We start from the raw sequence: 24576 nt of genomic DNA, 5'->3' as shown, positions 1-24576 counted from the left end.
GTTGATGGGCACGCTGCGCTTTGCCCATCCTACAATTGCATCGAGACACCCCGTAGGATGGGCAAAGCGCAGCGTGCCCATCACACGGGCTGACGCCGGGCGCTAGCGAATCCGCTCTTCCAGGTCGTCCGGTGCGATGAACTCCAGGGTTTTCTTGCCGATTCGTCGTTGAATCATCAGGCCGGCTTCCGCCAGCTGGATCAGGTCGGCCCGGGCGGTGGCGTAGGCGACGCCGTGGCTGTTCTGGTGGGACTTCACCGTGTACGCGTGCCCGGGGTGGCGGATGGCATGGGAGAGCAGGGCGATCTGGCGGTGGTTCAGGTCGGAGCGCCGCAGCCGCTGCTCCAGTCGATTCAGTTGCGATGCCTTGCGGGCGAGATAGGTTTCCAGGTCGTCGAGTGCCTGTTCGATGACCCCCAGCTGGTGGATGATGAAGTAGGTCAGGTCGTTGTCGTCGCTCTCCGTCTCCAGGAACGCGCGGGCATACCTGGCGGGGGCCCGCTTCAGGATGCGCGAGATGGAGATGAACTCGAACAGCCAGTAGCCGTGCTGCAGCATGGTCCGGTAGAAGAGGGCGCGTGCGGTGCGGCCGTTGCCGTCCACGAACGGGTGCTCGTAGGCCAGCCAGAAGTGGAGGGTGATGGCGCGTATCACGGGGTGCATGAATTCCGCCTCATCGCCTTCGCTGTTGGCGAAGGCGATGAGGGTTCCCATGCGCTTCTGTAGTGTCTCGGCCAGCGGGGGGGTGTGAAGCACGTGCCGGGAGCGGTGATCCACCACCTCGACCCGTTTGTCGCCCGGCTGCTGGATACGGCCGGCGGCGGAAGGATCCTCGAGCGTCTCGGCGGTCAGCGTCCGATGCAGTGACATCAGTCCGGCGAAGTCCAGTGGCCGGTTCTTCACTTCGCGCACCGACTGCATGGCGAGATAGTTGTTGAGGATCATCCGCTCGCTCTTGTCGCGCGGGCGGCGTTCGTAGCGGATCATGTCGGCCGCCACCTGGCGCGTGGTGCTGGCCCCCTCGAGCTGGCTGGAGGTGATGGCCTCCTCCACCAGGGAGTTGAATATGAAGCGGTCCCGGTTTTCCTCCGTGGCCACCTGCCCGCTCAACGCGAGACGGCCGCTCGCCAGGCTGTCGATGTGATGCAGCTTCTTCAGGACACAGTCGGGCAGCGTATAGCGAAACGGCTCTCCCTTGAGATCGCGCAGGGGAATGGTACGGAATTGCTGGTGACGGGCCAGCTTGATCCCCAGCCACCACTCCTCGGCTGACAATTCCTCCGGCGGGGTCAGATGACGGAGCTTGTCCCAGTGGAGGTAGCGCCCCTGGTGAGTTGTGCCCACCTCCCGGAACAGGCGCAACAAGATATCGTGGGGGCACGATGCCAGCAGCTTCTCCGGTGGGGGGGGTGGGACGAGCGGCTTCATGGTGATGGATTTGGCTCAGTTTCTATCAATTCTTCCCATATCGATAAATATGCTAGTCCCCCGGTGTTTATTTATCAATCTCTCATGAATTGATAAATCCTGATAGGTATGTATCAACGGGCGGAATGGGCCAAGCGCAGCGGGTGTGGCTATGGAGTCATTGCATGGCGGTCGAGTTTGCGCGGCGGCGGTGAGCTGAACTGTCAGACCGATCCACCCCGCGGTCAAGGGAATGCAACAATCCCGCGCTAGCCTGTCCTCTCCGGCGTTTGGGGCCCGGGTCGGAACCCGTGGCCGATTTATGTTAAGATTCCGCTACTTCGCCGCGGAGCCGCAGGAACTCTGCGCGGGCGCATCGCCCGCCGCCTCGCCCCGGCAATCGTCAGGCCCGCCGCCGGCAGCACGGACCGGCCCGGGCGTTACCCGATAGTCGTGCACCCCTTCCCCTGGCGCCCCGCGGGGCGCTGCTGACGAACTATTTAGCGGTCGTGAGCCAGGCAGCCGCCGGCAGGTCCAGGGGACCCGCCGGGCGCGGCTCCCGTCACGCCGCCACGCAACGCATTGCAAGACAGGAGGATCGCCTATGACCATGGTCGCCGGACTCGACCGACGCGCGCCCGCCGTTCCCGGCGCGGTGGACGCCGCCCGCTACCGGGTGTTCACCGAGCGCCACTGGGACCAGATCCCGCAGCTCAGGGCGCTGCCGGAGGAGCAGCGCGAGGCCATGCGGGCGGTGGCCAAGGTGCTGCCGTTCCGGGTCAACCAGTTCGTGCTCGACGAGCTCATCGACTGGGACAACGTGCCCGACGATCCCCTGTTCCGGCTGGTCTTCCCGCAGCCCGAGATGCTGCTGCCCCACCAGATGGAGGCGATGCTGAAGCTGTTGCGCGCCGGGGCCGACAACGCCGCGCTGGTGGCGCAGGCCCGCATGCTGCGCGAGGAGCTCAATCCCCACCCGGCGGGCCAGCAGGCGCTGAACGTCCCCAGGGTGGGCGAGCAGATGCTGGAGGGGATGCAGCACAAGTACAACGAGACGGTGCTGTTCTTCCCCAGTCAGGGCCAGACCTGCCACGCCTACTGCAGCTTCTGCTTCCGCTGGGCCCAGTTCGTGGGCGACAAGGAGCTGCGCTTCGCCGCCAACGAGGCGGGCCACCTGCACGAGTACCTGGCCGGGAACCCGCGGGTGAGCGACCTGCTGCTCACCGGCGGCGACCCGATGGTGATGAAGACCCGCAACCTGGCCCAGTACCTGGAGCCGCTGCTGGCGCCGGGCTTCGAGCACGTGCAGAACATCCGCATCGGCACCAAGGCGCTGACCTTCTGGCCCCAGCGCTTCGTCAGCGATGCCGACGCCGATGACCTGCTGCGCCTGCTGGAGCGCATGGTCGACGCCGGCAAGCACGTGGCGGTGATGGCCCACTACAACCACTGGCGCGAGCTGGAGCCGGCGGTGTCGCGGGAGGCGATCCGCCGCATCCGCGACACTGGCGCGGTGATCCGCGCCCAGGGCCCGCTGCTCTCCCACATCAACGACGACGCCGGGGTGTGGGCGCGCATGTGGCGCACCCAGGTGCATCTCGGCATCGTGCCCTACTACCTGTTCGTGGAGCGCGACACCGGCGCGCGCCACTACTTCGAGGTGCCGCTGGCGCGCACCTGGGAGATCTACCGCGACGCCATGCAGCAGGTCTCCGGCCTGGCCCGCACCGCCCGCGGCCCCTCCATGAGCGCCGGCCCGGGCAAGGTGGAGGTGCAGGGGGTCACCGAGGTGGCGGGCGAGAAGGTGTTCGTGCTGCGCTTCATCCAGGCCCGCAACGCCGACTGGGTGCAGCGTCCCTTCTTCGCCCACTACGACGAGAAGGCGGCCTGGCTGGACCAGCTGCGACCCGCCTTCGGCGAGGAGAAGTTCTTCTTCCAGGACGAGTACCAGGCCATGTGCCGTGCCGCCGGCGTGGAGCGGGCCTGAGGGCGCGGACCCGGCGGCAATGACCCTGCGGCCGGACGGTACAACCGCCGGCGGACGGCTGTTATGCTGAGTCCGGACACGGCAGAGAGAATCCGGAAGACGAAAGGGCCGGTGAAGGGTCACCGGCCGCGCGGGATGGAGGCACACCAGCGATGACGACGGCCAGCGCACCCGGCGGTGCTCCGTCGGGCCGCCCCCTCATCTTCGGCGAGGTCCTGTTCGATCGCTTCGAGGATGGCAGCGCCGTGCTCGGCGGCGCACCCTTCAACGTGGCCTGGCACCTGCAGGGGTTCGGCCTCGCGCCCCTGTTCCTGAGCCGCATCGGCACCGACGCCCTGGGCGAGCGGGTGCTGGCGGCCATGGAGGCGTGGGGCATGGACCGCGGCGGCCTGCAGCGCGACGCCGCCCACCCCACCGGCACGGTGGAGGTGCGCATCGAGGGCGGCCAGCCCAGCTTCGACATCTGCCCCGACCAGGCCTACGATCATATCGACCCCGCCGCGCTCGGCGCGGCGCTGGAAGGCGCCGACGGGGGGCTGCTCTACCACGGCACCCTGGCCGCCCGGGCCGGCTCCGCCCGCGCCCTGGACGCGCTGCGCGCCCCCGGCCGCGGGCTGCCCGCGTTCGTGGACGTGAACCTGCGCGCGCCCTGGTGGGACCGCGAGGGGGCGCGGGCGCGGCTGCGCGGCGCGCGCTGGGTGAAGCTCAACGACGACGAGCTGGCGCTGCTGGCCGGCGTGCCGCGCGGGACGCTCGACAATGCCGGGGCGGTGGCCGCGGCGGGCGAGCCCGAGCGGGAGGCGCTGGGGGTGGAGGTGCTGGTGATCACCCGCGGCGACGCCGGCGCCGTGGTGCTGGCCCCGGGGGTGGAGCACAGCGCCCCGGCCGCGCCGGTCACCGGCCTGGTGGACACGGTGGGGGCGGGCGACGCCTTCAGCGCCGTGACCCTGCTCGGCCTCGTCCGCGGCTGGCCCCTGCCCGCCATTCTCGAGCGGGCCCTGCAGTTCGCCTCGGCCATCTGCGCCCAGCGCGGCGCCACCGCGCCCGATCGCGAACTCTACCGCCGCCACCTGGAGAACTGGAACGGATGAGCGAACCCGAGCGCGGCCTCTATATCGTCCTGGTCAGCCTGCACGGCCTCATCCGCGGCCACGACATGGAGCTCGGCCGCGACGCCGACACCGGCGGCCAGGTGCTCTACGTGGTGGAGCTGGCCCGGGCGCTGGCCCGCCATCCCCAGGTGGAGCGGGTGGACCTCCTCACCCGGCGGGTCATCGACCAGAAGGTCTCCCCCGACTACGCCGAGCCGGTGGAGGATCTGGGCGAGGGCGCGCGCATCGTGCGCATCCCCTTCGGGCCGCGCCGCTACCTGCGCAAGGAGGTGCTCTGGCCCCACCTCGACAGCTTCGTGGACAACGCCCTGCAGCACCTGCGCGGCGTGGGCCGCACCCCCGACCTGGTGCACAGCCACTACGCCGACGCGGGCCTGGCGGGAGCGCGCCTGGCCCAGCTGCTGGGGGTGCCGCTGGTGCACACCGGCCACTCGCTCGGGCGCGAGAAGCGCCGGCGGCTGCTGGAGAAGGGGCTCAGCGAGGAGAGCGTCGAGTCCCAGTACAACATGAGCCGGCGCATCGAGGCCGAGGAGATCGCGCTGGGCAACGCCAGCCTGGTGGTGGTGAGCACCCAGCAGGAGGTGGAGACCCAGTACAGCGCCTACGAGAACTACCATCCCAAGCGCAAGCGGGTGATTCCGCCCGGGGTGGACCTCTCCCGCTTCCACCCGCCGCGCCGGGGCGAGCCCGACCCGCCCATCGCCGCGGAGCTGGCGCGCTTCCTGCGCCACCCGGCCCGGCCGATGATCCTGGCCCTCTCGAGGCCCGACGAGCGCAAGAACATCGCCACCCTGGTGCGCGCCTACGGCGAGAACGCCGAGCTGCGGCAGGCGGCCAACCTGGTGGTGGTGGCGGGCAACCGCGACGACATCACCCAGATGGACACAGGCGCGCGGCGGGTGCTGCGCCAGCTTCTGCTGGACATCGACCGCTACGATCTCTACGGGCGGGTGGCCTACCCCAAGCACCACAAGGCCGCCGACGTGCCCGATCTCTACCGGCTGGCGGCGCGGCGCAAGGGGGTGTTCGTCAACCCGGCCCTCACCGAGCCCTTCGGCCTCACCCTCATCGAGGCGGCGGGCTGCGGGCTGCCGCTGGTGGCCACCGAGGACGGCGGCCCGCGGGACATCATCGCCAACTGCCGCAACGGAACGCTGGTGAATCCGCTCGACGCCGACGCCATCGCCACGGCGCTGCTCAAGGGGCTCACCGATCCCCGGCGCTGGCGCCAGTGGTCGGACAACGGCATCCGCGGCGCCCACCGCCACTACACCTGGGAGAGCCACGTCGCCAGCTACCTCAAGTCGGTGCGGCGCGTCCTGCGCGAGGGCAAGCCGCGGCGGCGGGAGCCGGGCCGGGTCAAGAGCCGGCTGCCCAGCATCGACCGGCTGCTGGTGTGCGGCCTGGACAACACCCTGGTGGGCGGGGACGAGGGGGCGCTGCGCACCCTGGTGGAGCGGCTGCGCGCGAGCGGCGGCCGGGTGGGCTTCGGGGTGGCCACCGGGCGCAGCACCGATGCGGCGCTGAAGCTGCTGCGCCAGCACGACATCCCCGTCCCGGACGTGCTCATCAGCGGCGTCGGCAGCGAGATCCACTACAGCGGCCGCCAGTCCCAGGACCCGGGCTGGTACCGCCACATCGACTACCGCTGGGACCCGGAAGCCCTGCGCGCGGCGATGAAGAAGATTCCGGGGCTGCGCCCGCAGCCCGCCCGCGAGCAGTCCATCCACAAGATCAGCTACCTGGTGGATCCCGCCGCCTGGCCGGGGCTGACGAAGGTGCGGGCCCACCTGCGCCGGCTCGACCTGCACGCCAAGCTGATCTACTCCTTCGACGCCTTTCTCGACATCCTCCCGGTGCGGGCCTCCAAGGGCCTGGCGCTGCGCTACCTGGCCAACAAGTGGGGCTTGCCGCTGGAACGGATGCTGGTGGCCGGCGACTCCGGCAACGACGAGGAGATGCTGGGCGGCTCGGTGCTGGGCGTGGTGGTGGCGAACTACAGCGGGGAGCTGGAGCATCTCCGGGACGATCCGCGGGTCTACTTCGCCGCGGGCGACCATGCCGCGGGTATCCTGGAGGCCATCGACCACTACGATTTCCTGGGAGACGTCCGCCTGCCGGACGAGGAGGCTGAAGCGTCGTGATCTGGACCCTCGAACAACTGCTGGAGGACTACCAGGATCCCCTCTACCAGCTCCTGCGCAGCTACCAGGGGATCGGCCGCACCTTCCTGTTGCGCTCCGATCTCTGGGACGGCTTCGAACACTTCTGCGCCGGGCAGGGCGAGTCGGGCGAGGAGATGCGCCGCTCCGAGCTCGGGCGCATCGTGGGGGCGGCCCAGGAGGCGGTGCTCGACCCGCCCTGGCTCTACACCGCCATCCGCCCGCGGGTGGCGCGCTGGTACTTCCACCGCTTCAACGTGGAGCAGAAGCTGCACGAGGAGATCAGCGCCGCGGAGTTCCTGGCCTTCAAGGAACGGCTGGTGCAGGGCAAGCCCGACGGCGACGCGCCCTGGGTGGTGGAGGTGGATCTCGCCCCCTTCAACCGCGAGTTCTTCAAGCTGCAGGAGTCCCGCTCCATCGGCCGCGGGGTGGAGTTCCTCAACCGCCGCCTCTCCAGCCAGCTGTTCCAGGGGCTGGGCATGGGGGACCAGCGGCTGCTCGACTTCCTGCGCGTCCACCAGGTCCAGGGCCGGCAGCTCATGCTCAACGACCGGGTGAAGGACGTCGGCGGGCTGCGCCGGGTGCTGCGCCGGGCCGAGGACTACCTCGCCGCGCAGCCGCAGGAGGCGGGCTGGGAGCGGGTGGGCCATACCCTGCAGGAGCTCGGCTTCGAGCCCGGCTGGGGCGATACCGTGGAGCGCATGCGCGACACCCTGGGGCTGCTCACCGACATCCTCGAGGCCCCGGCCCCGGAGGTGCTGGAGCGCTTCCTCGGCCGCATCCCCATGATCTTCAAGCTGGCGATCCTCTCCCCCCACGGCTACTTCGGCCAGGCCAACGTGCTGGGGCTGCCCGACACCGGCGGCCAGGTGGTCTACATCCTCGACCAGGTCCGGGCCCTGGAGCAGGAGATGCGCAAGCGCATCGCCCAGCAGGGGCTGGATATCGAGCCCCAGATCCTGGTGATCACCCGGCTCATTCCCGAGGCCGGCGACACCACCTGCGACCAGCGCCTGGAGCCCATCGTGGGCACCCGCAGCGCCCGCATCCTGCGGGTGCCGTTCCGCACCGACAGCGGCGAGGTGCTGCCCCAGTGGGTCTCCCGCTTCGACATCTGGCCCTACCTGGAGCGCTTCGCCCATGACGTGGAGAAGGAGATCTGCGCCGAGCTGCACGGGCGGCCCGATCTCATCATCGGCAACTACTCCGACGGCAACCTGGTGGCCACCCTGCTCTCCCAGCGGCTCAAGGTGACCCAGTGCAACATCGCCCACGCCCTGGAGAAGTCGAAGTACCTCTACTCCGATCTCTACTGGCACGACAACGAGGAGCAGTATCACTTCGCCTGCCAGTTCACCGCCGACCTCATTGCCATGAACGCGGCGGACTTCATCATCACCAGCAGCTACCAGGAGATCGCGGGCAAGTCCGACAGCATCGGCCAGTACGAGAGCTACTCCACCTTCACCATGCCGGGGCTCTACCGGGTGGTGAACGGCATCGACGTGTTCGATCCCAAGTTCAACATCGTCTCCCCGGGCGCCGACGCGGCGATCTACTTCCCCTACAACGAGCAGGAGCGGCGGCTGACCGACCTGCACCCGGAGATCGAGGCGCTGGTGGCGGGCGAGCGCGACGACGCCCGCGGCCGCTTCGAGGACCCGGACCGGCCGCTGATCTTCACCATGGCGCGCCTGGACCGGATCAAGAACATCACCGGGCTGGTGCAGTGGTACGCCGAGAGCGAGCGGCTGCGCGGCGCGGCCAACCTGCTGGTGGTGGCCGGCCACGTGGATCCCTCCCGCTCCGGCGATCGCGAGGAGCAGGAGCAGATCGGGCGCATGCACCAGCTGATGGACGAGCACGGCCTCGATGGCCAGGTGCGCTGGCTCGGCACCCACCTGGACAAGAGCCTCTCCGGCGAGCTCTACCGCTGGGTGGCCGATCGCCGCGGGGTGTTCGTGCAGCCGGCCCTGTTCGAGGCCTTCGGCCTGACCGTCATCGAGGCCATGACCTCGGGCCTGCCCACCTTCGCCACCCGCTACGGCGGTCCGCTGGAGATCATCGAGCACGGCGTCTCCGGCTTCCACATCGATCCCAACCACGGTGAGAACGCCGCCGAGCTGCTGGCCGATTTCATGGAGCACTGCGACCGCGACCCCGGCCGCTGGGAGGCGCTCTCCCGCGGCGCCGTGCAGCGGGTCATGAGCCGCTACACCTGGTCGCTCTACGCCGAGCGGATGATGACCCTGTCGCGCATCTACGGCTTCTGGAAGTACGTCACCAACCTCGACCGCGACGAGACCCGCCGCTACCTGGAGATGTTCTACGGCCTGCAGTTCCGGCCCCTGGCGGAGTCGGTGCCCCATTGAGGGACCCTGCGGGACGGAGGACGGATAACGAATGAACGGAGTACAGGAACGGATAAGGCAGGAAGGTGTTGAGGCGCCCCCGCCGCCCAGGGGATCCCCCGCCCATTGACCTGTCGCCCCGATAGGTTTGTGCTCCGACCGCCCAACTGTCCTATGATTGGGGCTGTCATCGTCGGGGGGCCACGGGGACATTGGTTCGCCGGCCCCCGTTATCTGCCACCCGTTGCCCGACGCCTTCATGCCCAGACCCGAGGACCGGTTCATTCCCGAGAGCGGCCGCCGCCGGCGCCGTGCACGTCCCGGGCCCCTGTGGCGCTTCTTCCGCTTCCTGCTCCTGCTGCTGGCCCTGGCCGCCATCGGCTACGCGCTCCTCCCGCTGGCGCTGCCCAAGGCGCTGCGCTACGGGCTGGAGCGCTTCACCGGCCAGCCCGTGGCGGTGGACGAGGTGGCGCTCGATCCCGTCAGCGGCACTTTCACCGTCAGCGGCCTGCGGGTGGGGCCGGCATCGGCGCCGCTGCTGCAGCTGGCCACCGGCAGCCTGCAGCTGGACTGGGATCGGCTGCTGGCCGGTGAGCCCGCCCTCAGCCGCCTGGCGCTCGGAACCGGGCAGGTGCGGCTGGAGCGGCGCGACGGGGAGTGGCTGGTGGGCGGTGAACCCCTGTCCCGCTGGCGCGCCCTGCCCTGGCCGGTGCTGACCAATCTCACCGCGACGGCCATCGATATCCACCTGCCCGGGGCCGGATCCGGGCAGGTCCTGCACCTGGAGAACGGCTACCTGGAGCACCTCGATCCGGCGGCGTTCGCACTGCCCCGCTACTCCCTCAACCTGCGCCTGGGCGAGGGGCGGCTGCAGTCGGAGGGCCGGGCCGATCCCCTGAACCGGCGCCCCGGGCTCAAGGGCGGCATCCGCGTGGTCGGGCTGCCGCTGGCCGCCGTGCCGGGGCTGGAGGCGGCCGGGGCCGGCGGGTCGCCGCCCCGGGGCGCGCTGGCCCTGGACGGGAGCCTGGAGGCCCGCTTCGATCGCAACGCCGGCGAGTGGGAGCTGTCGCTGGACGGCGCCCTCGACCTGGACGGCGCGGAGGCGGAGACCGCGGCCTGGAGCGCGGCCGGCGGCGGCCGCTGGGAGGGGACCCTGCGGCTGCGGCTGGACGGTGAGGGTGCGTGGTGGGCGCTGGCCCGGGGCCAGGTCCGCCTGGCGCCGCTGCGCCTGCGCGACGCCGGGACCGGCGTGGGCCTCGAGGCCGGGTCCCTCGCCTGGGAGGGCGAGCTGGACGCGGTCTCGGCGGAGGCGGACTGGTCGGTGCGCGGCGACGGCCGCCTCGAACACCCGGTGCTGAGCTGGGACGGCGGCCGGGTGGAAGCCGCAGCGCTCGGCTTCTGGGGCCTGTCCGGAACCGCCGGCGCCGGCCTGCGCATCGGCCGCATGCGCCTGCCGGAGGCCATCGCCACGGAGCCGGGACAGGCCACTCCGGCACGGCTCGGGAACGTGGAGCTGGAGGGGCTGTTCCTGCCCAGCGGCGCAGCGCCCGCCCTGGCGCGGGTCCGCCTGGCGGACGCCGATCTGACCCTGGGAACCGGCGCCGGGGGCTGGCGCCTGCAGGGCCTGGGCGCCGCCCTCCCGCCACCGGTCCGGGTGGAGGTGGTGGAGGTGGGGGACGGCAGCCGCCTGCGCCTGGCCGTCGGCGGTCTCGAGACCGGCTTGACCGACCTGGGGCTGCTGTTGACCGGGCTGGATCCCGCCGCCGGCACGGCCCGCCTGGAGCTGCGCGGCCGCGTGGATGACGCCGGCATGCTCTACCTCGGCGGCACCCTGGCACCCTTCGCGGAACCAGGTGAGTGGGCGCTCACACTCCGGCTCGACAGTGTCGGGGCGGCGCACCTCGATCCCCTCCTGGTGCCCGATCTCGGCTACGGGGGCGGCGGCGGGCGGCTCGGCGGCGCCTTCTCGCTGGCGCCGGCGGAGGGGGGGGTGGCGATCCGGGGCGAGGCGTGGCTGGAGGGGCCGGGACCGGAGCGGGCGTCTGCTGGGGCGGCGCCCTTCACGGAAGCGGCCGGCCGCGACCTGCCCGCGGTTCTGGACCTGGTGCGGAATCGCGGCGGCCGGGCGGCGCTGCCGCTGGACCTGGTGCTCGGTCCGGGCGCTGCGGGACTGGCCGAGGGCGTGACCGGCGGCCTGCGGGCGGCGCTGGAGGCGGCCTTCGGGCCGCTGCAGCCGGCCGACGGTCCGCCGCTGGCGCGGCTGCGCCTGGCGCCGCTGGCCTTCGAGGCGGAAGCGGAGACGCCCGCCGATGAGGGCTTCCTGCGCCTGGCGGAGCTGGCCGGGCGGCTCGGCGAGCATCCCCGCGCCGGGTTGCTGCTGTGCGGCGAGGCCCGTGTGCCGGCGCCGCCGACGGCCGTCCCGCCGGCGGGTGGTGACGGCGTCCCACCGGCGGCGGATGCGGCAGATCCGGCGGCGGCGTTGCCCGCCGCGCCCGACCCCGCGGCGCTCGCGGCCCGCCGGGCCGCGCTCGTGCGCGATGCCCTGGTGGCGCGGGGGCTGGACGCCGGGCGCATCGCGCTGTGCGGGGAGACGGGCGGGCACCCGGGGACGGCGGACCGGGTGGAGCTGGAGTTGCGCTGATGGGCTGGTGGGCCGACTGGCGCCTGCGGCGGCGCCTCACCCTGGAGCGGCGCGAGCCGCGCACCCTCTACGAGCGGGAGTGGCGCATTCCCGAACCGCCGGAGGAGGTGCTGCTGGGGCGCACCTACAAGCCGGCGCTGCGCCACGCCCTGCGCCACGTGCGCGAGTACCTGATCGGCGCGCCGCTGGCGTGCGACTACTGCCACGCGCCGGTGCCCGACCCCCGTGGGCGTGAAGACATCACCGTGCGCATCGGCGCGGTGACCCTGCTGCGCGACCCGCCGCCCGGCGGCCGCGACCTGCACATCGTGATCGCCCACGGCTGGGCCGCCGACATCGAGCACGCCCCCGCCGAGGCCACCTGCCCCCGCTGTGGCAAGCGCATCAAACTGCCCGGCGGCCGCTGGGGCGTGGCCAGCCCCGCCCACGGCCTCGCCCGCAACCGCCGCTGGATCTGAGTCCTTTCCCCGCCGCCGCCGGAAAGTCGGTTCAACCGCAGATTTACGTTGATTTGCGTTGATTGTTATCGGCCTGGAGGGAGTCGCGGGTATACCGGCTTTTCAGGCTTGTTCAACGCCTGGTTTCTGGCCTGGCGCCCGGTTCGCAGTAGGAAAAATTCACGCAAATAATGCAAATCTGCGGTTAATGAAATGCATCTTCACAACGCCCGATTTGGGCACCCCGCTCTGATATGATCCGCGGATGGACGTGACCCATATCATCGATTCCCTCAACCCGGCCCAGCGCGAGGCGGTGTGCGCACCGGAGGGGCACGTGCTGGTGCTGGCCGGCGCCGGCAGCGGCAAGACCCGGGTGCTCACCCAGCGCATCGCCTGGCTCATCGGCGTGGAACATGTCTCGCCCTGGGGCATCCTGGCGGTGACCTTCACCAACAAGGCCGCCGCGGAGATGCGCGGGCGGGTGGAGGCGCAGCTGGAGATGCCCGGCAGCGGCATGTGGATCGGCACCTTCCACGGGCTGGCCCACCGGCTGCTGCGGCTGCACTGGCAGGAGGCGGGACTGCCCCAGGGGTTCCAGATCCTCGACGCCGACGACCAGTACCGGCTCATCCGCCGCACCCTGCGCGAGCTGGCGCTCGACGAGGGCCGCTGGCCGCCGCGCCAGGTGCAGAGCTTCATCAACGCCCGCAAGGACGAGGGTCTGCGCCCGGATCACCTGCAGAGCCTGGGCGATCCCTGGCAGGAGCAGATGGGCCGGGTCTACGCCGCCTACGAGGCCGCCTGCGCCCGCGGCGGGCTGGTGGATTTCGCCGAGCTGCTGCTGCGCGCCCACGAGCTGTGGCTCAACAACCCCGCCCTGCTGCGCCACTACCAGGAGCGTTTCCGCCATATCCTGGTGGACGAGTTCCAGGACACCAACGCCATCCAGTACGCCTGGCTGCGGCTGCTGGCCGGGGACAGCGGCCGGATGTTCGCGGTGGGCGACGACGACCAGTCCATCTACAGCTGGCGCGGGGCGCGCATTGAGAACATGCAGCACTTCGAGCGCGACTTCCCCGGCACCCGGGTGGTGCGCCTGGAGCAGAACTACCGCTCCACCGGCACCATCCTCGACGCCGCCAACGCCCTCATCGCCCACAACTTCGGCCGCCTGGGCAAGAACCTCTGGACCGAGGGGCGCGAGGGCGAGCGCATCCGCCTCTACGCCGCCTTCAACGAGCTGGAGGAGGCGCGCTTCGTGGTGGAGACCATCGCCGGCTGGGTGGCCGAGGGCCGCGCCCGCTCCGAGGTGGCCATCCTCTACCGCTCCAACGCCCAGTCCCGCGTGCTGGAGGAGGCGCTGCTGCGCGAGCGCATACCCTACCGGGTCTACGGCGGGCTGCGCTTCTTCGAGCGCGCCGAGATCAAGGACGCCCTGGCCTACCTGCGCCTGGCGGCCAACCGGGACGACGACGCGGCCTTCGAGCGGGTGGTGAACCTGCCCACCCGCGGCATCGGCGAGCGCACCGTGCAGCAGCTGCGCCAGCTCGCCCGGGAGCGCGGCGTCTCCCTGTGGCAGGCCGCCCGCGCGGTCGGTGCCGAGCGGCTTCTGCCCGGTCGCGCCCTCAACGCCCTGGACGGCTTTCTCGACCTGGTGGAGGGCATGGCCGCCAACGGGCCCGGGCTGCCCCTGCACGAGCGGGTGGAGGCGGTGATCGAGTCCAGCGGCCTGCGCCCCCACTATGAGAAGGAGGGCAACAAGGCCGAGGCGCGGCTGGAGAACCTGGACGAGCTGGTGAGCGCGGCGCGGGAGTACTGGGACGCCGAGGGCGGCGAGAGCGCCGAGGGCGACATCCTCAGCCTGTTCCTCGCCCACGCCGCACTGGAGGCGGGCGAGCGCCAGGCCGACGCCCACGAGGACAGCGTCCAGCTCATGACCCTGCACGCGGCCAAGGGGCTGGAGTTTCCGCTGGTGTTCCTGGCGGGGCTGGAGGAGGGGCTGTTTCCCCACCAGATGTCGGTCAACGAGCCGGGGCGGCTGGAGGAGGAGCGGCGCCTGTGCTACGTGGGCATGACCCGCGCCATGGAGCGGCTCTGCCTCACCTACGCCGAGAACCGGCGCCTGCACGGGCGCGACCTCTACGCCGTGCCTTCGCGCTTCATCGGCGAGATTCCGCGGGAGTACCTGGACGAGGTGCGCCTGGGCGGGAGCGTGTCGATGCCGCTCGGCCACTCCGGCTCCCGCGGCGGTCTGGCCGCGGTGGAGGCGGCCGGTAGCGGCTACCGTCTCGGCCAGCGGGTGCGCCACCCCAAGTTCGGCGAGGGCGTGGTGCTCGGCTGCGAGGGCCAGGGCACCCAGGCGCGGGTGCAGGTGAACTTCGAGGCGGCGGGCTCCAAGTGGCTGGTGGCCGCCTATGCGCGGCTGGAGGCGGTCTGATTCGCGTTATTCGCGATCATGGTACAAACTTTAAAAGTTTTGCGCTGGACGGGTATCATCCGGATGTGTTCCGATAACCCGAGTCTGTTGCTCAGACAACCCCACACCCTATAAGAAACAATTCCAGAAGCAAGGAGGACGCATGAAACGTCGGGATTTCGTCAAGACCCTTGGTGCCGGCTCCCTGGTCGCCGGGACAGCCGTGGTGGGTGCGCCCGCCGTACACGCCCAGACCAAGGTCCAGTGGAAGATGGTCACCACCTGGCCCAAGAACTTCCCGGGCCTGGGTACCGGTGCCAACTTCCTCGCCCAGCTCATCACCGAGATGAGCGGCGGGCGCATCGAGGTCAAGGTCTACGGCGCGGGCGAGCTGGTGCCGGCGTTCGAGATCTTCGATGCCGTTTCCAAGGGCACCGCCGAGATGGGCCACGGCGCCGCCTACTACTGGAAGGGCAAGAGCGAGGCGGCCCAGTTCTTCGCCGCCGTGCCCTTCGGCCTCACCGCCCAGGAGATGAACGGCTGGCTCTACCACGGCGGCGGCATGGAGCTGTGGAACGAGGTCTACGCCCCCTTCGGCCTGGTGCCCGGCGCGGCCGGCAACACCGGTGTGCAGATGGGCGGCTGGTTCAACAAGCAGATCAACAGCGTCGATGACCTGAAGGGTCTGAAGATGCGCATTCCCGGTCTCGGTGGCGAAGTGCTGGCCCGCGCCGGCGGCACCCCCGTGAGCCTGCCGGGCGGCGAGATCTTCCAGGCGCTCACCTCCGGCGCCATCGACGCCACCGAGTGGGTGGGCCCCTACAACGATCTGGCCTTCGGCCTCTACAAGGCGGCCAAGCACTACTACTATCCGGGCTGGCACGAGCCGGGCACCACCCTGGAGTGCTTCGTCAACAAGGCCGCCCTCGAGGCGCTGCCGAAGGACCTGCAGGCCGTGGTCACCAACGCCATCAAGGTGGCCAACCAGGACATGCTGGCCGACTTCACCGCCCGCAACAACCAGGCCCTGCAGACCCTGGTGAACGAGCACAAGGTGGACCTGCGTCCGTTCCCGGACGAGGTGCTGAAGAAGCTCAAGGATCTCTCCGACGAGGTGGTGGCCGAGGTGGCCGCGAAGGACCCCGTCTCGAAGAAGGTCTACGATTCGTTCGTGAAGTTCCGCGACGAGGCCGTGGCCTGGCACAACGTCTCCGAGCGCGCCTACCTCAACGCCCGCATGCTGTAAGGCGCCCGCGCGCCGAACAGGGCCCGGCGGGGGCGACCCCGCCGGGCTTTTTTGTGCATGTGAATCGACAGGATTGACAGGATATTCGGTGTTCCGTGTTCCGTGTTCCGTGTTCCGTGTTCCGTGTTCCGTGAGTGCGTGAATGCGTGAATGCGTGAGTGCGTGAGTGCGTGAGTGCGTGAGTGCGTGAATGCGTGAGTGCATGTAGGGCCGGATTTATCCGGCCGGGCAGGGCGGCGAATCCGGCGCCGCTGTGCGGATGAATCCGCACCTACTATCCCTATCCCTTATCCCTTTTGCCCTGTACCGAAAGCGAAGGGGCCCGAAGGCCCCTCTGCATCCGATCGGCATACGACAACCGCCGGGCTAGCCGCCGTAGACCACCTTCGGCAGCCAGGTGGCCAGCTGCGGCCAGAGGGCGAGCAGCGACAGGGCCAGGATCTGGATGGCGATGAAGGGCATGACGCCGCGGTAGATCTGCATGGTGGTGATGGTGGGCGGCGCCACCCCGCGCAGGTAGAAGAGCGAGAAGCCGAACGGCGGGGTGAGGAAGGAGGTCTGCAGGTTCATGGCGATCATGACGCCCAGCCACACCGGGTTCAGATCCATGGCCAGCAGGATGGGCCCCACGATGGGCACCACCACGAAGGTGATTTCGATGAAATCGAGGATGAACCCCAGCAGGAACATCACGAGCATCACCACCAGCACCGCCCCGAACACGCCGCCGGGCAGGTTGTGGAGTATTTCCGCCACCACCTCGTCACCGCCGAAGCCGCGGAACACCAGGGAGAAGACCGCGGCGCCGATGAGGATCATGAACACCATGCTGCTCACCTGCACGGTGGTGCGCATCACCTCCCGCAGGATGGCCAGGCTGAACTGGCGCTGGGCCAGGGCCAGGATGATGGCGCCCACGGCGCCCACGCCGGCGGCCTCGGTCGGGGTGGCCTGGATGCCGATGCCCATGATGGAGCCGAGCACCGCGACGATGAGGAACAGCGGCGGCACCAGCACCTTGAGGGCGCGGATGAAGAGTTCCCTGCGGTTGAGCTCGGCGCGCTCCGCGGCCGGGATGGGCGGTACCGCCTGGGGCTTGAAGATGGCCACACCGATGATGTAGAGGATGTACATGCCCACCAGCAGCAGGCCCGGGAGCAGGGCGCCCACGAACAGGTCGCCCACCGACACCGTTTCCGGCGAGAAGATCCCCATGTTGAGCTGCGCCTGCTGGTAGGCGGAGGACATCACGTCGCCGAGCAGCACCAGCACGATGGAGGGGGGGATGATCTGGCCCAGGGTGCCGGAGGCGCAGATGGCGCCGGTGGCCACCTTGGGGTCGTAGCCGCGCTTGATCATGGTGGGCAGCGACAGCAGGCCCATGGTCACCACCGTGGCGCCCACGATGCCGGTGCTGGCCGCCAGCAGCATGCCCACGATCATCACCGAGATGCCCAGCCCGCCGCGCAGGGGGCCGAACAGCAGCGCCATGGTGTCGAGCAGCTGCTCGGCCACCTTCGATCGCTCCAGCATGACCCCCATGAAGACGAACAGCGGCACGGCGATGAGCGTCTCGTTGGTCATGATGCCGAACAGGCGGTTGGGTATGGCCTCCAGGAAGGCGGCGTCGAAGGTGCCGGTGAGTTGCCCGATAAAGGCGAAGCCGAGCGCCGTTCCGGCCAGGGAGAAGGCCACCGGGAACCCGGCCAGCAGCACCAGGCACACGGCGATGAACAGCAGCAGGGACATCATTTCCATTACCAGCATGGCTTCAGTCCCCCTCGTCTTCGGCCGGCGCGCGGCCCATGAGCACCAGCAGGCTGGTGAGTGCCTGTGCCAGCCCCTGCAGGATCAGCAGCCCCGCCATGACCAGCATGGAGCTCTTGAGGAGATAGAGTCCCGGCAGCCCGCCGGTCTCCTGGGAGGCTTCCTGCACCGCCCAGGAGTTGGCCACGTAGCCCCAGCTGAACCAGCCGATGTAGATGCAGACGGGCAGCAGCAGCAGCAGCGTGCCGAGCAGATCGACCCAGGCCTTGGTGCGGCGGCTCGCGCCGCGGTAGAAGATGTCGACCCGCACGTGGCCGTCGTGCTGCAGGGTGTAGGCCGCGCCGAGCATGAACACCAGGGCGTGCATCCAGGTGACGGTTTCCTGCATGGCGATCCAGCCGATGTTGAACAGGTAGCGCAGGATTACCACCACGAACGTCACCAACACCATGGCCAGGGTCAGCCAGGACATGGCGCGTCCGACCCTTTCGCTCAGGCCATTCACCAGTCCGACGATGCGCGCCGGTCCGGCACCGGGAGCTTGTTCCATCCCGCCTCCAGCAGTCTTTATTGGGAAATTTTCCCATTATTGCAGAAAGACGCTCGCCCCTGCACTACCGGCGGCATCTCCATATCGCGGATTTTACAGAAAATTTTAGGGATATTTCCAAGTTGCCGGGGCCTCCGGCGAGGCCGGGACGGTGGACTTATGCACAATCCGGCGGCCAGGGGCGGGTCATGGCCGATTTGATGGGCCCAGAACATCAGCTAATCATTATATTCAGTAACTGCTTGATTTCCTGTGCGACAGGGCGGTGATTAATTTCTCGCCAATCTGAGCGGAAGACTGCTGTACGGGCGGTTTAGGTCCATTTTCCAGATTTCATCCACAAAGTTATCCACAGCTTGTGTGGATAAGCCGGAAAGGGCCACCCCCGGCATGGGGTTAGGCGTGGAAACTGAAACCGGACTGTAACAGCGGAGCGCAAGTGGGGCCCGATCCCGGTCATCTGTGTGACGCGGTTCGCATACCGGTGCCGCCCGCGGGGAACCTTCAGGACCTGGCCGGATCGGGAAGGGGCACGGCACGGTCCTTCATCCCGGGCTGGCCGGCCTGGCGGACGAGGTGTGGTCGCGGGATGCTCCGGTCGCGGCAATGCGCAGCGGCCGTGCGCCCGGGCTGCCCGGTGGTTCGCCGCGGCAGGGCGCTTGATGATCGGCGGGTAGCGCGCCCGCCGTGACCGGGCCGGGCGCGGGAATGGGCGCCGTCAGTCCCAGCGCAGCAGGATCCAGCGCGGGATCAGCAGCCCCGGATCGAGGTTGTTGCGGCGCGTCTCGAGGTTGCCGTCGCCGTCGGTGTCCACCAGGAAGTAGGCCGGTCCGCGGCTGGGCACCACCTTGATCATGTAGAGCATGCCGTTGACGCGGTACTCCTGGATGGTTTCGCGCTCACCGGGGATGATGGTCACCTCCGGCTCCAGCGCCTCGCCGGTCTGGATGGGCGCGGGCGTGGGCGGCGGCTCCACCAGGGTGGGCTCGGGGGGATTCTGCGCGGCCGCGATCAGCGGCAGCGCGCCAAGGCACAGGGCGAAGACCATTCGGCGCATGGTGTATCCTTTCATCTCGTTTAACCGATGGGCCGCGGCCCGGCTCCCGCGACGGCTGGAGAACGGCCCGGCACCTCTGCAGCCATCATAAGACAACCCCGGCGAAAAGGCGAAAGCCTGATACCGGTCCGAACGCGGCGACTCCATGACCGAAAACAAGACCAGACCCCTCGTCCTGGTGGACGGATCCTCCTACCTCTACCGCGCGTTCCACGCCCTGCCGGCATTGACCAACTCCCGCGGCGAGCCCACCGGCGCCGTCTACGGGGTGGTGAACATGCTGCGCCGGCTGCTGGCCGACTACGCGCCGGAGCGGATGGCGGTGGTGTTCGACGCCAGGGGCAAGACCTTCCGCGACGAGCTGTTCGCCGAGTACAAGGCCAACCGGCCGCCCATGCCCGATGAACTGGCCTCCCAGGTGGAGCCGCTGCACGCCATCGTGCGGGCGCTGGGGCTGCCGCTGCTGGTGGAGCCGGGCGTGGAGGCCGACGACGTCATCGGCACCCTCGCCGCCCGGGCCGCGGCCGCGGGGCAGCCGGTGGTCATCTCCACCGGCGACAAGGACATGGCCCAGCTGGTGAACGACCACGTCACCCTGGTGAACACCATGTCCAACACCGTGCTGGACCGGGCCGGGGTGGAGGAGAAGTTCGGGGTGCCGCCGGAGCGGATCATCGACTTCCTGGCCCTGGTGGGCGACACCTCCGACAACATCCCCGGCGTGCCCAAGGTGGGGCCGAAGACGGCGGTGAAGTGGCTCACCGAGTACGGCAGCCTGGACGGCATCGTCGAGCACGCCGCGGAGATCAAGGGCAAGGCCGGCGAGAACCTCTGCGCGAGCCTGGAGCGGCTGCCCCTCTCCCGCCGGCTCGCCACCATCCGCGTCGACCTGGAGCTGCCCGAGGACCCGGAAGCGCTCCGCCTGGGCGAACCCGACCGCGAGACGCTCATCGAGTGGTTCCGGCGCATGGAGTTCAAGTCCTGGCTCGCGGAGCTGCTGGAGGCGGACGGGGGCGGGGAGAGCGCCGGCGGGGAGGGGACGGAGGCGCCCGTCTACGACCTGGTGCTCGAGGAGTCGGCGCTGGAGGCCTGGCTGGCGCGGCTGGAGGCGGCGGAGCTGTTCGCCTTCGACACCGAGACCACCAGCCTCGCCTACATGGAGGCGCGGATCGTCGGGGTCTCCTTCAGCGTGGAGCCGGGGGAGGCCGCCTACGTGCCGCTCGCCCACGCCTACCCCGGGGCGCCGGCGCAACTCGACCGCGAGGCGGTGCTGGAGCGTCTGCGGCCGCTGCTGGAGGACCCCGGGCGGGCCAAGCTCGGCCACAACCTCAAGTACGACATGAGCGTGCTGGCCAACCACGGCATCCGGCTGCGCGGCGTGGCCTGCGACACCATGCTGGAGAGCTACGTGCTCGACAGCGCCCAGAACCGCCACGACATGGACACCCTGGCGCTGAAGTACCTGGGCCGGCGCACCATCCACTACGAGGACGTGGCCGGCAAGGGGGCGAAGCAGATCACCTTCGACCAGGTGCCCCTGGAGACCGCCGGCCCCTACGCCGCCGAGGATGCCGATGTCACCCTGCAGCTGCACCGCAACCTGTGGCCGCGGCTCGAGGAGGTGCCGGCGCTGGTGCGGCTGTTCCACGAGGTGGAGATGCCCCTGGTGCCCGTGCTCTCGCGCATGGAGCGCACCGGCGTGCTGGTGGACGTGGAGATGCTCCGGTCCCAGAGCCACCAGCTGGCCCGTCGCATCCACGAGCTCGAGGAGGCCGCCTGCGCCGCCGCCGGCCAGCCCTTCAACCTGGGCTCCCCGAAGCAGATCCAGGAGATCCTGTTCGGCAAGCTGGGCCTGCCGGTGCTGGCCAAGACCCCCAAGGGCCAGCCCTCCACCGCCGAGTCGGTGCTGCAGGACCTGGCGCTCGACTTCCCCCTGCCCCGGCTCATCCTCGAGCACCGGGGGCTGAGCAAGCTGCGCTCCACCTACACCGATCGGCTGCCCGAGCAGGTCAACCCGGTCACCGGCCGGGTGCACACCTCCTACCACCAGGCGGTGGCGGCCACCGGCCGGCTCTCCAGCTCCGATCCCAACCTGCAGAACATCCCCGTGCGGACCGAGGAGGGGCGGCGCATCCGCCAGGCCTTCGTGGCGCCGCCGGGCTGCCGGCTGCTGGCGGCGGACTACTCCCAGATCGAGCTGCGCATCATGGCCCACCTCTCCCGCGACCCCGGGCTGCTGGACGCTTTCGGCCAGGGGCTGGACGTGCACCAGGCCACCGCCGCGGAGATCTTCGGCACGCCGCTCGACCAGGTCACCGGCGAGCAGCGCCGCAGCGCCAAGGCCATCAACTTCGGCCTCATCTACGGCATGTCAGCCTTCGGCCTGGCGCGCCAGCTCGGCATCGACCGGGCCGCCGCCCAGACCTACATGGACCAGTACTTCGCCCGCTACCCCGGGGTGCTGGAGTTCATGGAGCGCACCCGTGCCGCGGCCCGGGAGCAGGGCTTCGTGGAGACCCTGTCCGGGCGCCGTCTCTACGTGCCGGACGTGAACTCCCGCAACCTGCAGCGGCGCAAGGCGGCCGAGCGCACCGCCATCAACGCCCCCATGCAGGGCACCGCCGCGGACATCATCAAGCGCGCCATGATCCGCTGCGATGCCTGGCTGCAGGAGAACCCCGGCGTGGACGCCCGCATGATCATGCAGGTGCACGACGAGCTCGTCTTCGAAGTGGGGGAGGGGGACATCGACGCCGTCGGCGAAGCGGTGCGTGAGTGCATGACCGGCGCCGCCGAGCTGGAGGTGCCCCTGCTGGTGGAGATAGGCATCGGCGCCAACTGGGACGAGGCGCATTGATTGCGTGATTGCGTGAGTGCGTGAATGCGTGAATGCGTGAATGCGTGAATGCGTGAATGCGTGAGTGCGTGAGTGCGTGAGTGCGTGAGTGCGTGGAGAGGCCGCACGGCCTGCTCCCCCTCCCCTTGCGGGAGGGGGGCGGCGTCTCCGCCAGGTACGGGTGTTGTCAGTTCCTCGTCACCGTGATGAGTGATGAGTGATGAGTGATGAGTGATGAGTGATGAGTGATGAGTGATGAGTGATGAGTGATGCGGTTGCGCGGGCTCTTGATTTCCCGGGACGCTCTTGACGAACACGGAACACGGAACACGGAACACGGAACACGGAACACGGAACACGGAACACGGAACACGGAACACGGAACACGGAACACGGAACACGCTATCGGTAACTCTCGCGCCCCTTTCCGCGGCTCCGCGCCAACCCGCTGATTAAAAAGAACCAAATCGCCCGTTAAAAAATTTCATCCGGTGCAGGAACTTTTGCACTGACCTATCGGTCTATCTCACTGTGTGTGCAATGTGACGCGCTTCCCGCTGCTCCCTCCCTGAGCGGGAAACCCCACCCGGCCTCCCTAAGCCGGGTTGCCCTTGACCCCGGACCTCCCCCCCAAGACCTCACCGGGGTCTTTTTTTGTCCGGCGTTTGCGCAATCCTTATCTTCGCCTCTTGATAGATAAGTATTGGGTTATGCATCAGGCTCCGCCGGCGTTCTCCCGCGGGCCGGCTTCCGGTTCGATCCCGAGCCATTCGGCCAGCTGCAGGCGGGCTTCCTCCACCCCGGTCAGCTTCAGGGCCGAGAAGAGCTGCGCCGTGGCCGGCATCGCCTCCGCCTTCAGGGTCCTGCGCACGGCCTGCAGGGCGGTGGTCGCGGGACCGCGCTTCAGCTTGTCGGACTTGGTCAGCAGGATATGCACCGCCATGCCGCGGGCGCGGCACCATTCGAGCATCTGCTGGTCGAACGGCTTGAACGGGTGGCGGATGTCCATCATCAGGAACAGCCCCCGCAGGCACTGCCGGGTCTCCAGGTAGCGGGCCATGGTCTGGCCCCAGCGGATTTTCATCGCCTCGGGCACCTTGGCATAGCCGTAGCCGGGCAGGTCCACGAGGCGGCGCTCCGCATCGATCTCGAACAGGTTGATGTGCTGGGTCCGGCCCGGGGTCTTGCTGATGCGGGCGAGGCTGTTGAGGCCGGTGATGACGTTCAGCGCGCTCGACTTGCCGGCGTTGGAGCGGCCGGCGAAGGCCACCTCGGCGCCGCTGTCGGGCGGCAGCTGGCGCAACTGGGCGGCGCTGAGCAGGAACCGGGCCTGGCGGAAGGGGTTCAGGGGCATTGGGTTCAGGGGCTTCCGTGTCAATGAGGAGAATCAATCCGGACCGGCTCCAAGTTGACCCGGTCGTGGCCACTTGGTATAAAAGTCAGCCATTTTTTATCGGTTTACAGGAGTTTACCATTTAACCCTGTCCCGGTAACGACAACAACAGCGGGCTACGACGGCACGCACCGGGAGAATTTGGAGGATTACCGCTATGAAGAAGTTCGCGATCCTGGCTGCCGCCGGTCTCATGAGCCTTTCCCTGACCGCCGTCGCGGCCGACGGGAAGGCGGTTTACGACAAGGTGTGCCAGACCTGCCATGCCGCCGGTGTGGCCGGTGCGCCCAAGCTCGGCGACAAGGCCGCGTGGGCTCCGCGTATCGCCCAGGGCATGGACGTGCTCCACGGCGTTGCGCTCAACGGCAAGCCCGGCACCGCCATGGTGCCGCGCGGTACCTGCGGTGACTGCACCGACGAGGACCTGATGGCTGCCGTCGACTACATGGTGAGCCAGTCCCAGTAAGCCGGACGGGCTTTAATTCAACTGCAAGGTTCGGGGCAATGATGAAGAAACTTACCCTGCTCGCTCTGGCGGGCCTGATCGTGGCCGGAGGCGCCAACGCCGCCGGTGACGCCACCGCCGGGAAGACCAAGTCGGCCACCTGTGTCGCCTGCCACATGACCGACGGCAACAGCGTGAATCCCATCTGGCCGAAGCTGGCCGGGCAGCACTACGACTACCTGGTCAAGCAGCTGTCCGATTTCAGGGCGGGCAACCGCACCGATCCCACCATGGCGGCCATGGTCGCGCCCCTGAACGACCAGGACGTGCTGGACCTGGCGGCCTACTTCTCCAGCCAGACCCAGGCCCCGGGCGCCGCGAACCCCGACCTGGTGCAGCAGGGCGAGCAGATCTATACCCAGGGCAACCCCGCCAGCGGCGTGGCGGCCTGCACCGCCTGCCACGGCGCCAGCGGCCTGGGCATGCCGCAGGCCAGGTTCCCCCGGGTCGGCGGTCAGCACCCCGACTACGTGAAGAAGCAGCTCAACGATTTCCGGGCCGGTGTGCGCGGCAACGATCCCAACGGCATGATGCGGGATGTGGCCATGAAGCTCACCGACGCAGAGATCGAGGCCGTGGCCTCCTACATGGCCGGCCTGAAGTAAGCGGTCAGGCGGTTTGAGGAACCTGCAAAGGGTGGCCGGGGGCCACCCTTTGTTTTTCCGGCCCCGAATCCCGGCCTGGAGCCGCGTTCAGCGGACGCCGC

General features: G+C 69.3%; 16 protein-coding genes. 11 read left to right on the top strand and 5 right to left on the bottom strand.

What is annotated here, in order from left to right:
* Window positions 1-102: 102 nt before the first annotated feature.
* Window positions 103-1428, bottom strand: a complete 1326-nt coding sequence (locus tag DFQ59_RS00475) for a Fic family protein (RefSeq protein ID WP_114277703.1) — start codon at window positions 1426-1428, stop codon at window positions 103-105.
* A gap of 589 nt (window positions 1429-2017) precedes the next feature.
* Here DFQ59_RS00475 and DFQ59_RS00470 point away from each other — a divergent pair.
* From DFQ59_RS00470 to DFQ59_RS00435, 8 genes are all read left to right on the top strand, one after another.
* Window positions 2018-3394 carry a KamA family radical SAM protein gene (locus tag DFQ59_RS00470; RefSeq protein ID WP_114278450.1) on the top strand — a complete coding sequence of 459 codons (1377 nt, stop codon included), beginning with the start codon at window positions 2018-2020 and terminating at the stop codon, window positions 3392-3394.
* Between the two features lie 152 nt (window positions 3395-3546).
* Entirely contained in the window at window positions 3547-4485 is a 939-nt protein-coding gene (locus DFQ59_RS00465) for a PfkB family carbohydrate kinase (protein WP_114277702.1), read from the top strand.
* The gene (locus DFQ59_RS00460; protein WP_114277701.1) at window positions 4482-6650 is read left to right on the top strand and encodes an HAD-IIB family hydrolase; all 2169 of its coding nucleotides are present in this window, start codon (window positions 4482-4484) and stop codon (window positions 6648-6650) included. The genes DFQ59_RS00465 and DFQ59_RS00460 overlap by 4 nt, the downstream gene beginning before the upstream one ends.
* Complete coding sequence (locus tag DFQ59_RS00455; RefSeq protein WP_114277700.1) at window positions 6647-9040, top strand: sucrose synthase; 2394 nt, start codon at window positions 6647-6649, stop codon at window positions 9038-9040. The genes DFQ59_RS00460 and DFQ59_RS00455 overlap by 4 nt, the downstream gene beginning before the upstream one ends.
* 238 nt (window positions 9041-9278) lie before the next feature.
* Entirely contained in the window at window positions 9279-11660 is a 2382-nt protein-coding gene (locus DFQ59_RS00450) for a DUF748 domain-containing protein (protein ID WP_147275134.1), read from the top strand.
* On the top strand, window positions 11660-12118 hold the full coding sequence (locus DFQ59_RS00445) for a hypothetical protein (RefSeq protein ID WP_114277698.1): 459 nt from the start codon (window positions 11660-11662) through the stop codon (window positions 12116-12118). The genes DFQ59_RS00450 and DFQ59_RS00445 overlap by 1 nt, the downstream gene beginning before the upstream one ends.
* A gap of 244 nt (window positions 12119-12362) precedes the next feature.
* On the top strand, window positions 12363-14537 hold the full coding sequence (gene uvrD, locus DFQ59_RS00440; RefSeq protein WP_114277697.1) for a DNA helicase II: 2175 nt from the start codon (window positions 12363-12365) through the stop codon (window positions 14535-14537).
* Window positions 14538-14679: 142 nt separating this feature from the next.
* On the top strand, window positions 14680-15762 hold the full coding sequence (locus DFQ59_RS00435; protein ID WP_114277696.1) for a TRAP transporter substrate-binding protein: 1083 nt from the start codon (window positions 14680-14682) through the stop codon (window positions 15760-15762).
* A 366-nt stretch (window positions 15763-16128) separates the two neighbouring features.
* Here the strand turns inward: DFQ59_RS00435 and DFQ59_RS00430 are convergent, their stop codons facing one another.
* The 3 genes from DFQ59_RS00430 to DFQ59_RS00420 all read right to left on the bottom strand — a co-directional run bounded on the left by DFQ59_RS00430 (window position 16129) and on the right by DFQ59_RS00420 (window position 19136).
* Window positions 16129-17520, bottom strand: coding sequence for a TRAP transporter large permease (locus DFQ59_RS00430; RefSeq protein WP_211314774.1), 1392 nt, complete (start codon window positions 17518-17520; stop codon window positions 16129-16131).
* Window positions 17521-17533: 13 nt separating this feature from the next.
* Window positions 17534-18079: a TRAP transporter small permease subunit gene (locus tag DFQ59_RS00425; RefSeq protein ID WP_114277695.1), complete on the bottom strand. Its 546-nt coding sequence runs from the start codon at window positions 18077-18079 to the stop codon at window positions 17534-17536.
* A 718-nt stretch (window positions 18080-18797) separates the two neighbouring features.
* Window positions 18798-19136 (bottom strand): DUF2782 domain-containing protein, encoded by a 339-nt coding sequence (locus tag DFQ59_RS00420; RefSeq protein ID WP_114277694.1) that lies wholly within the window; start codon window positions 19134-19136, stop codon window positions 18798-18800.
* Between the two features lie 145 nt (window positions 19137-19281).
* Here DFQ59_RS00420 and polA point away from each other — a divergent pair, with 145 nt between their 5' ends.
* Window positions 19282-21993: a DNA polymerase I gene (gene polA / locus DFQ59_RS00415; RefSeq protein ID WP_114277693.1), complete on the top strand. Its 2712-nt coding sequence runs from the start codon at window positions 19282-19284 to the stop codon at window positions 21991-21993.
* A 694-nt stretch (window positions 21994-22687) separates the two neighbouring features.
* Here polA and yihA read toward each other — a convergent pair.
* Window positions 22688-23326: a ribosome biogenesis GTP-binding protein YihA/YsxC gene (gene yihA / locus DFQ59_RS00410; RefSeq protein WP_425450985.1), complete on the bottom strand. Its 639-nt coding sequence runs from the start codon at window positions 23324-23326 to the stop codon at window positions 22688-22690.
* A gap of 196 nt (window positions 23327-23522) precedes the next feature.
* On the opposite strand from yihA, the gene DFQ59_RS00405 reads away from it, so the two are divergent.
* Together DFQ59_RS00405 and DFQ59_RS00400 are read left to right on the top strand one after the other, a co-directional pair.
* Entirely contained in the window at window positions 23523-23831 is a 309-nt protein-coding gene (locus DFQ59_RS00405) for a c-type cytochrome (RefSeq protein ID WP_114277692.1), read from the top strand.
* Window positions 23832-23872: 41 nt separating this feature from the next.
* Window positions 23873-24475, top strand: a complete 603-nt coding sequence (locus DFQ59_RS00400; protein ID WP_114278447.1) for a c-type cytochrome — start codon at window positions 23873-23875, stop codon at window positions 24473-24475.
* The last annotated feature ends 101 nt before the right edge of the window (window positions 24476-24576 follow it).

This window comes from Thioalbus denitrificans (assembly GCF_003337735.1).
GTDB classification, from domain to species: Bacteria; Pseudomonadota; Gammaproteobacteria; order DSM-26407; family DSM-26407; genus Thioalbus; species Thioalbus denitrificans.
The sequence above is the reverse complement of the archived record's forward strand: the minus strand, read 5'-3'. Positions and strand labels throughout refer to the sequence as shown.

Bases quoted from the DNA above. Each gene is read 5' to 3' on its own strand.
- DFQ59_RS00475 (WP_114277703.1), bottom strand. From the start codon at position 1,428: ATGAAGCCGCTCGTCCCACCCCCCCCACCGGAGAAGCTGCTGGCATCG.
- DFQ59_RS00470 (WP_114278450.1), top strand. From the start codon at position 2,018: ATGGTCGCCGGACTCGACCGACGCGCGCCCGCCGTTCCCGGCGCGGTG.
- DFQ59_RS00465 (WP_114277702.1), top strand. From the start codon at position 3,547: ATGACGACGGCCAGCGCACCCGGCGGTGCTCCGTCGGGCCGCCCCCTC.
- DFQ59_RS00460 (WP_114277701.1), top strand. From the start codon at position 4,482: ATGAGCGAACCCGAGCGCGGCCTCTATATCGTCCTGGTCAGCCTGCAC.
- DFQ59_RS00450 (WP_147275134.1), top strand. From the start codon at position 9,279: ATGCCCAGACCCGAGGACCGGTTCATTCCCGAGAGCGGCCGCCGCCGG.
- DFQ59_RS00445 (WP_114277698.1), top strand. From the start codon at position 11,660: ATGGGCTGGTGGGCCGACTGGCGCCTGCGGCGGCGCCTCACCCTGGAG.
- uvrD (WP_114277697.1), top strand. From the start codon at position 12,363: ATGGACGTGACCCATATCATCGATTCCCTCAACCCGGCCCAGCGCGAG.
- DFQ59_RS00435 (WP_114277696.1), top strand. From the start codon at position 14,680: ATGAAACGTCGGGATTTCGTCAAGACCCTTGGTGCCGGCTCCCTGGTC.
- DFQ59_RS00430 (WP_211314774.1), bottom strand. From the start codon at position 17,520: ATGGAAATGATGTCCCTGCTGCTGTTCATCGCCGTGTGCCTGGTGCTG.
- DFQ59_RS00425 (WP_114277695.1), bottom strand. From the start codon at position 18,079: ATGGAACAAGCTCCCGGTGCCGGACCGGCGCGCATCGTCGGACTGGTG.
- DFQ59_RS00420 (WP_114277694.1), bottom strand. From the start codon at position 19,136: ATGCGCCGAATGGTCTTCGCCCTGTGCCTTGGCGCGCTGCCGCTGATC.
- polA (WP_114277693.1), top strand. From the start codon at position 19,282: ATGACCGAAAACAAGACCAGACCCCTCGTCCTGGTGGACGGATCCTCC.
- yihA (WP_425450985.1), bottom strand. From the start codon at position 23,326: ATGCCCCTGAACCCCTTCCGCCAGGCCCGGTTCCTGCTCAGCGCCGCC.
- DFQ59_RS00405 (WP_114277692.1), top strand. From the start codon at position 23,523: ATGAAGAAGTTCGCGATCCTGGCTGCCGCCGGTCTCATGAGCCTTTCC.
- DFQ59_RS00400 (WP_114278447.1), top strand. From the start codon at position 23,873: ATGAAGAAACTTACCCTGCTCGCTCTGGCGGGCCTGATCGTGGCCGGA.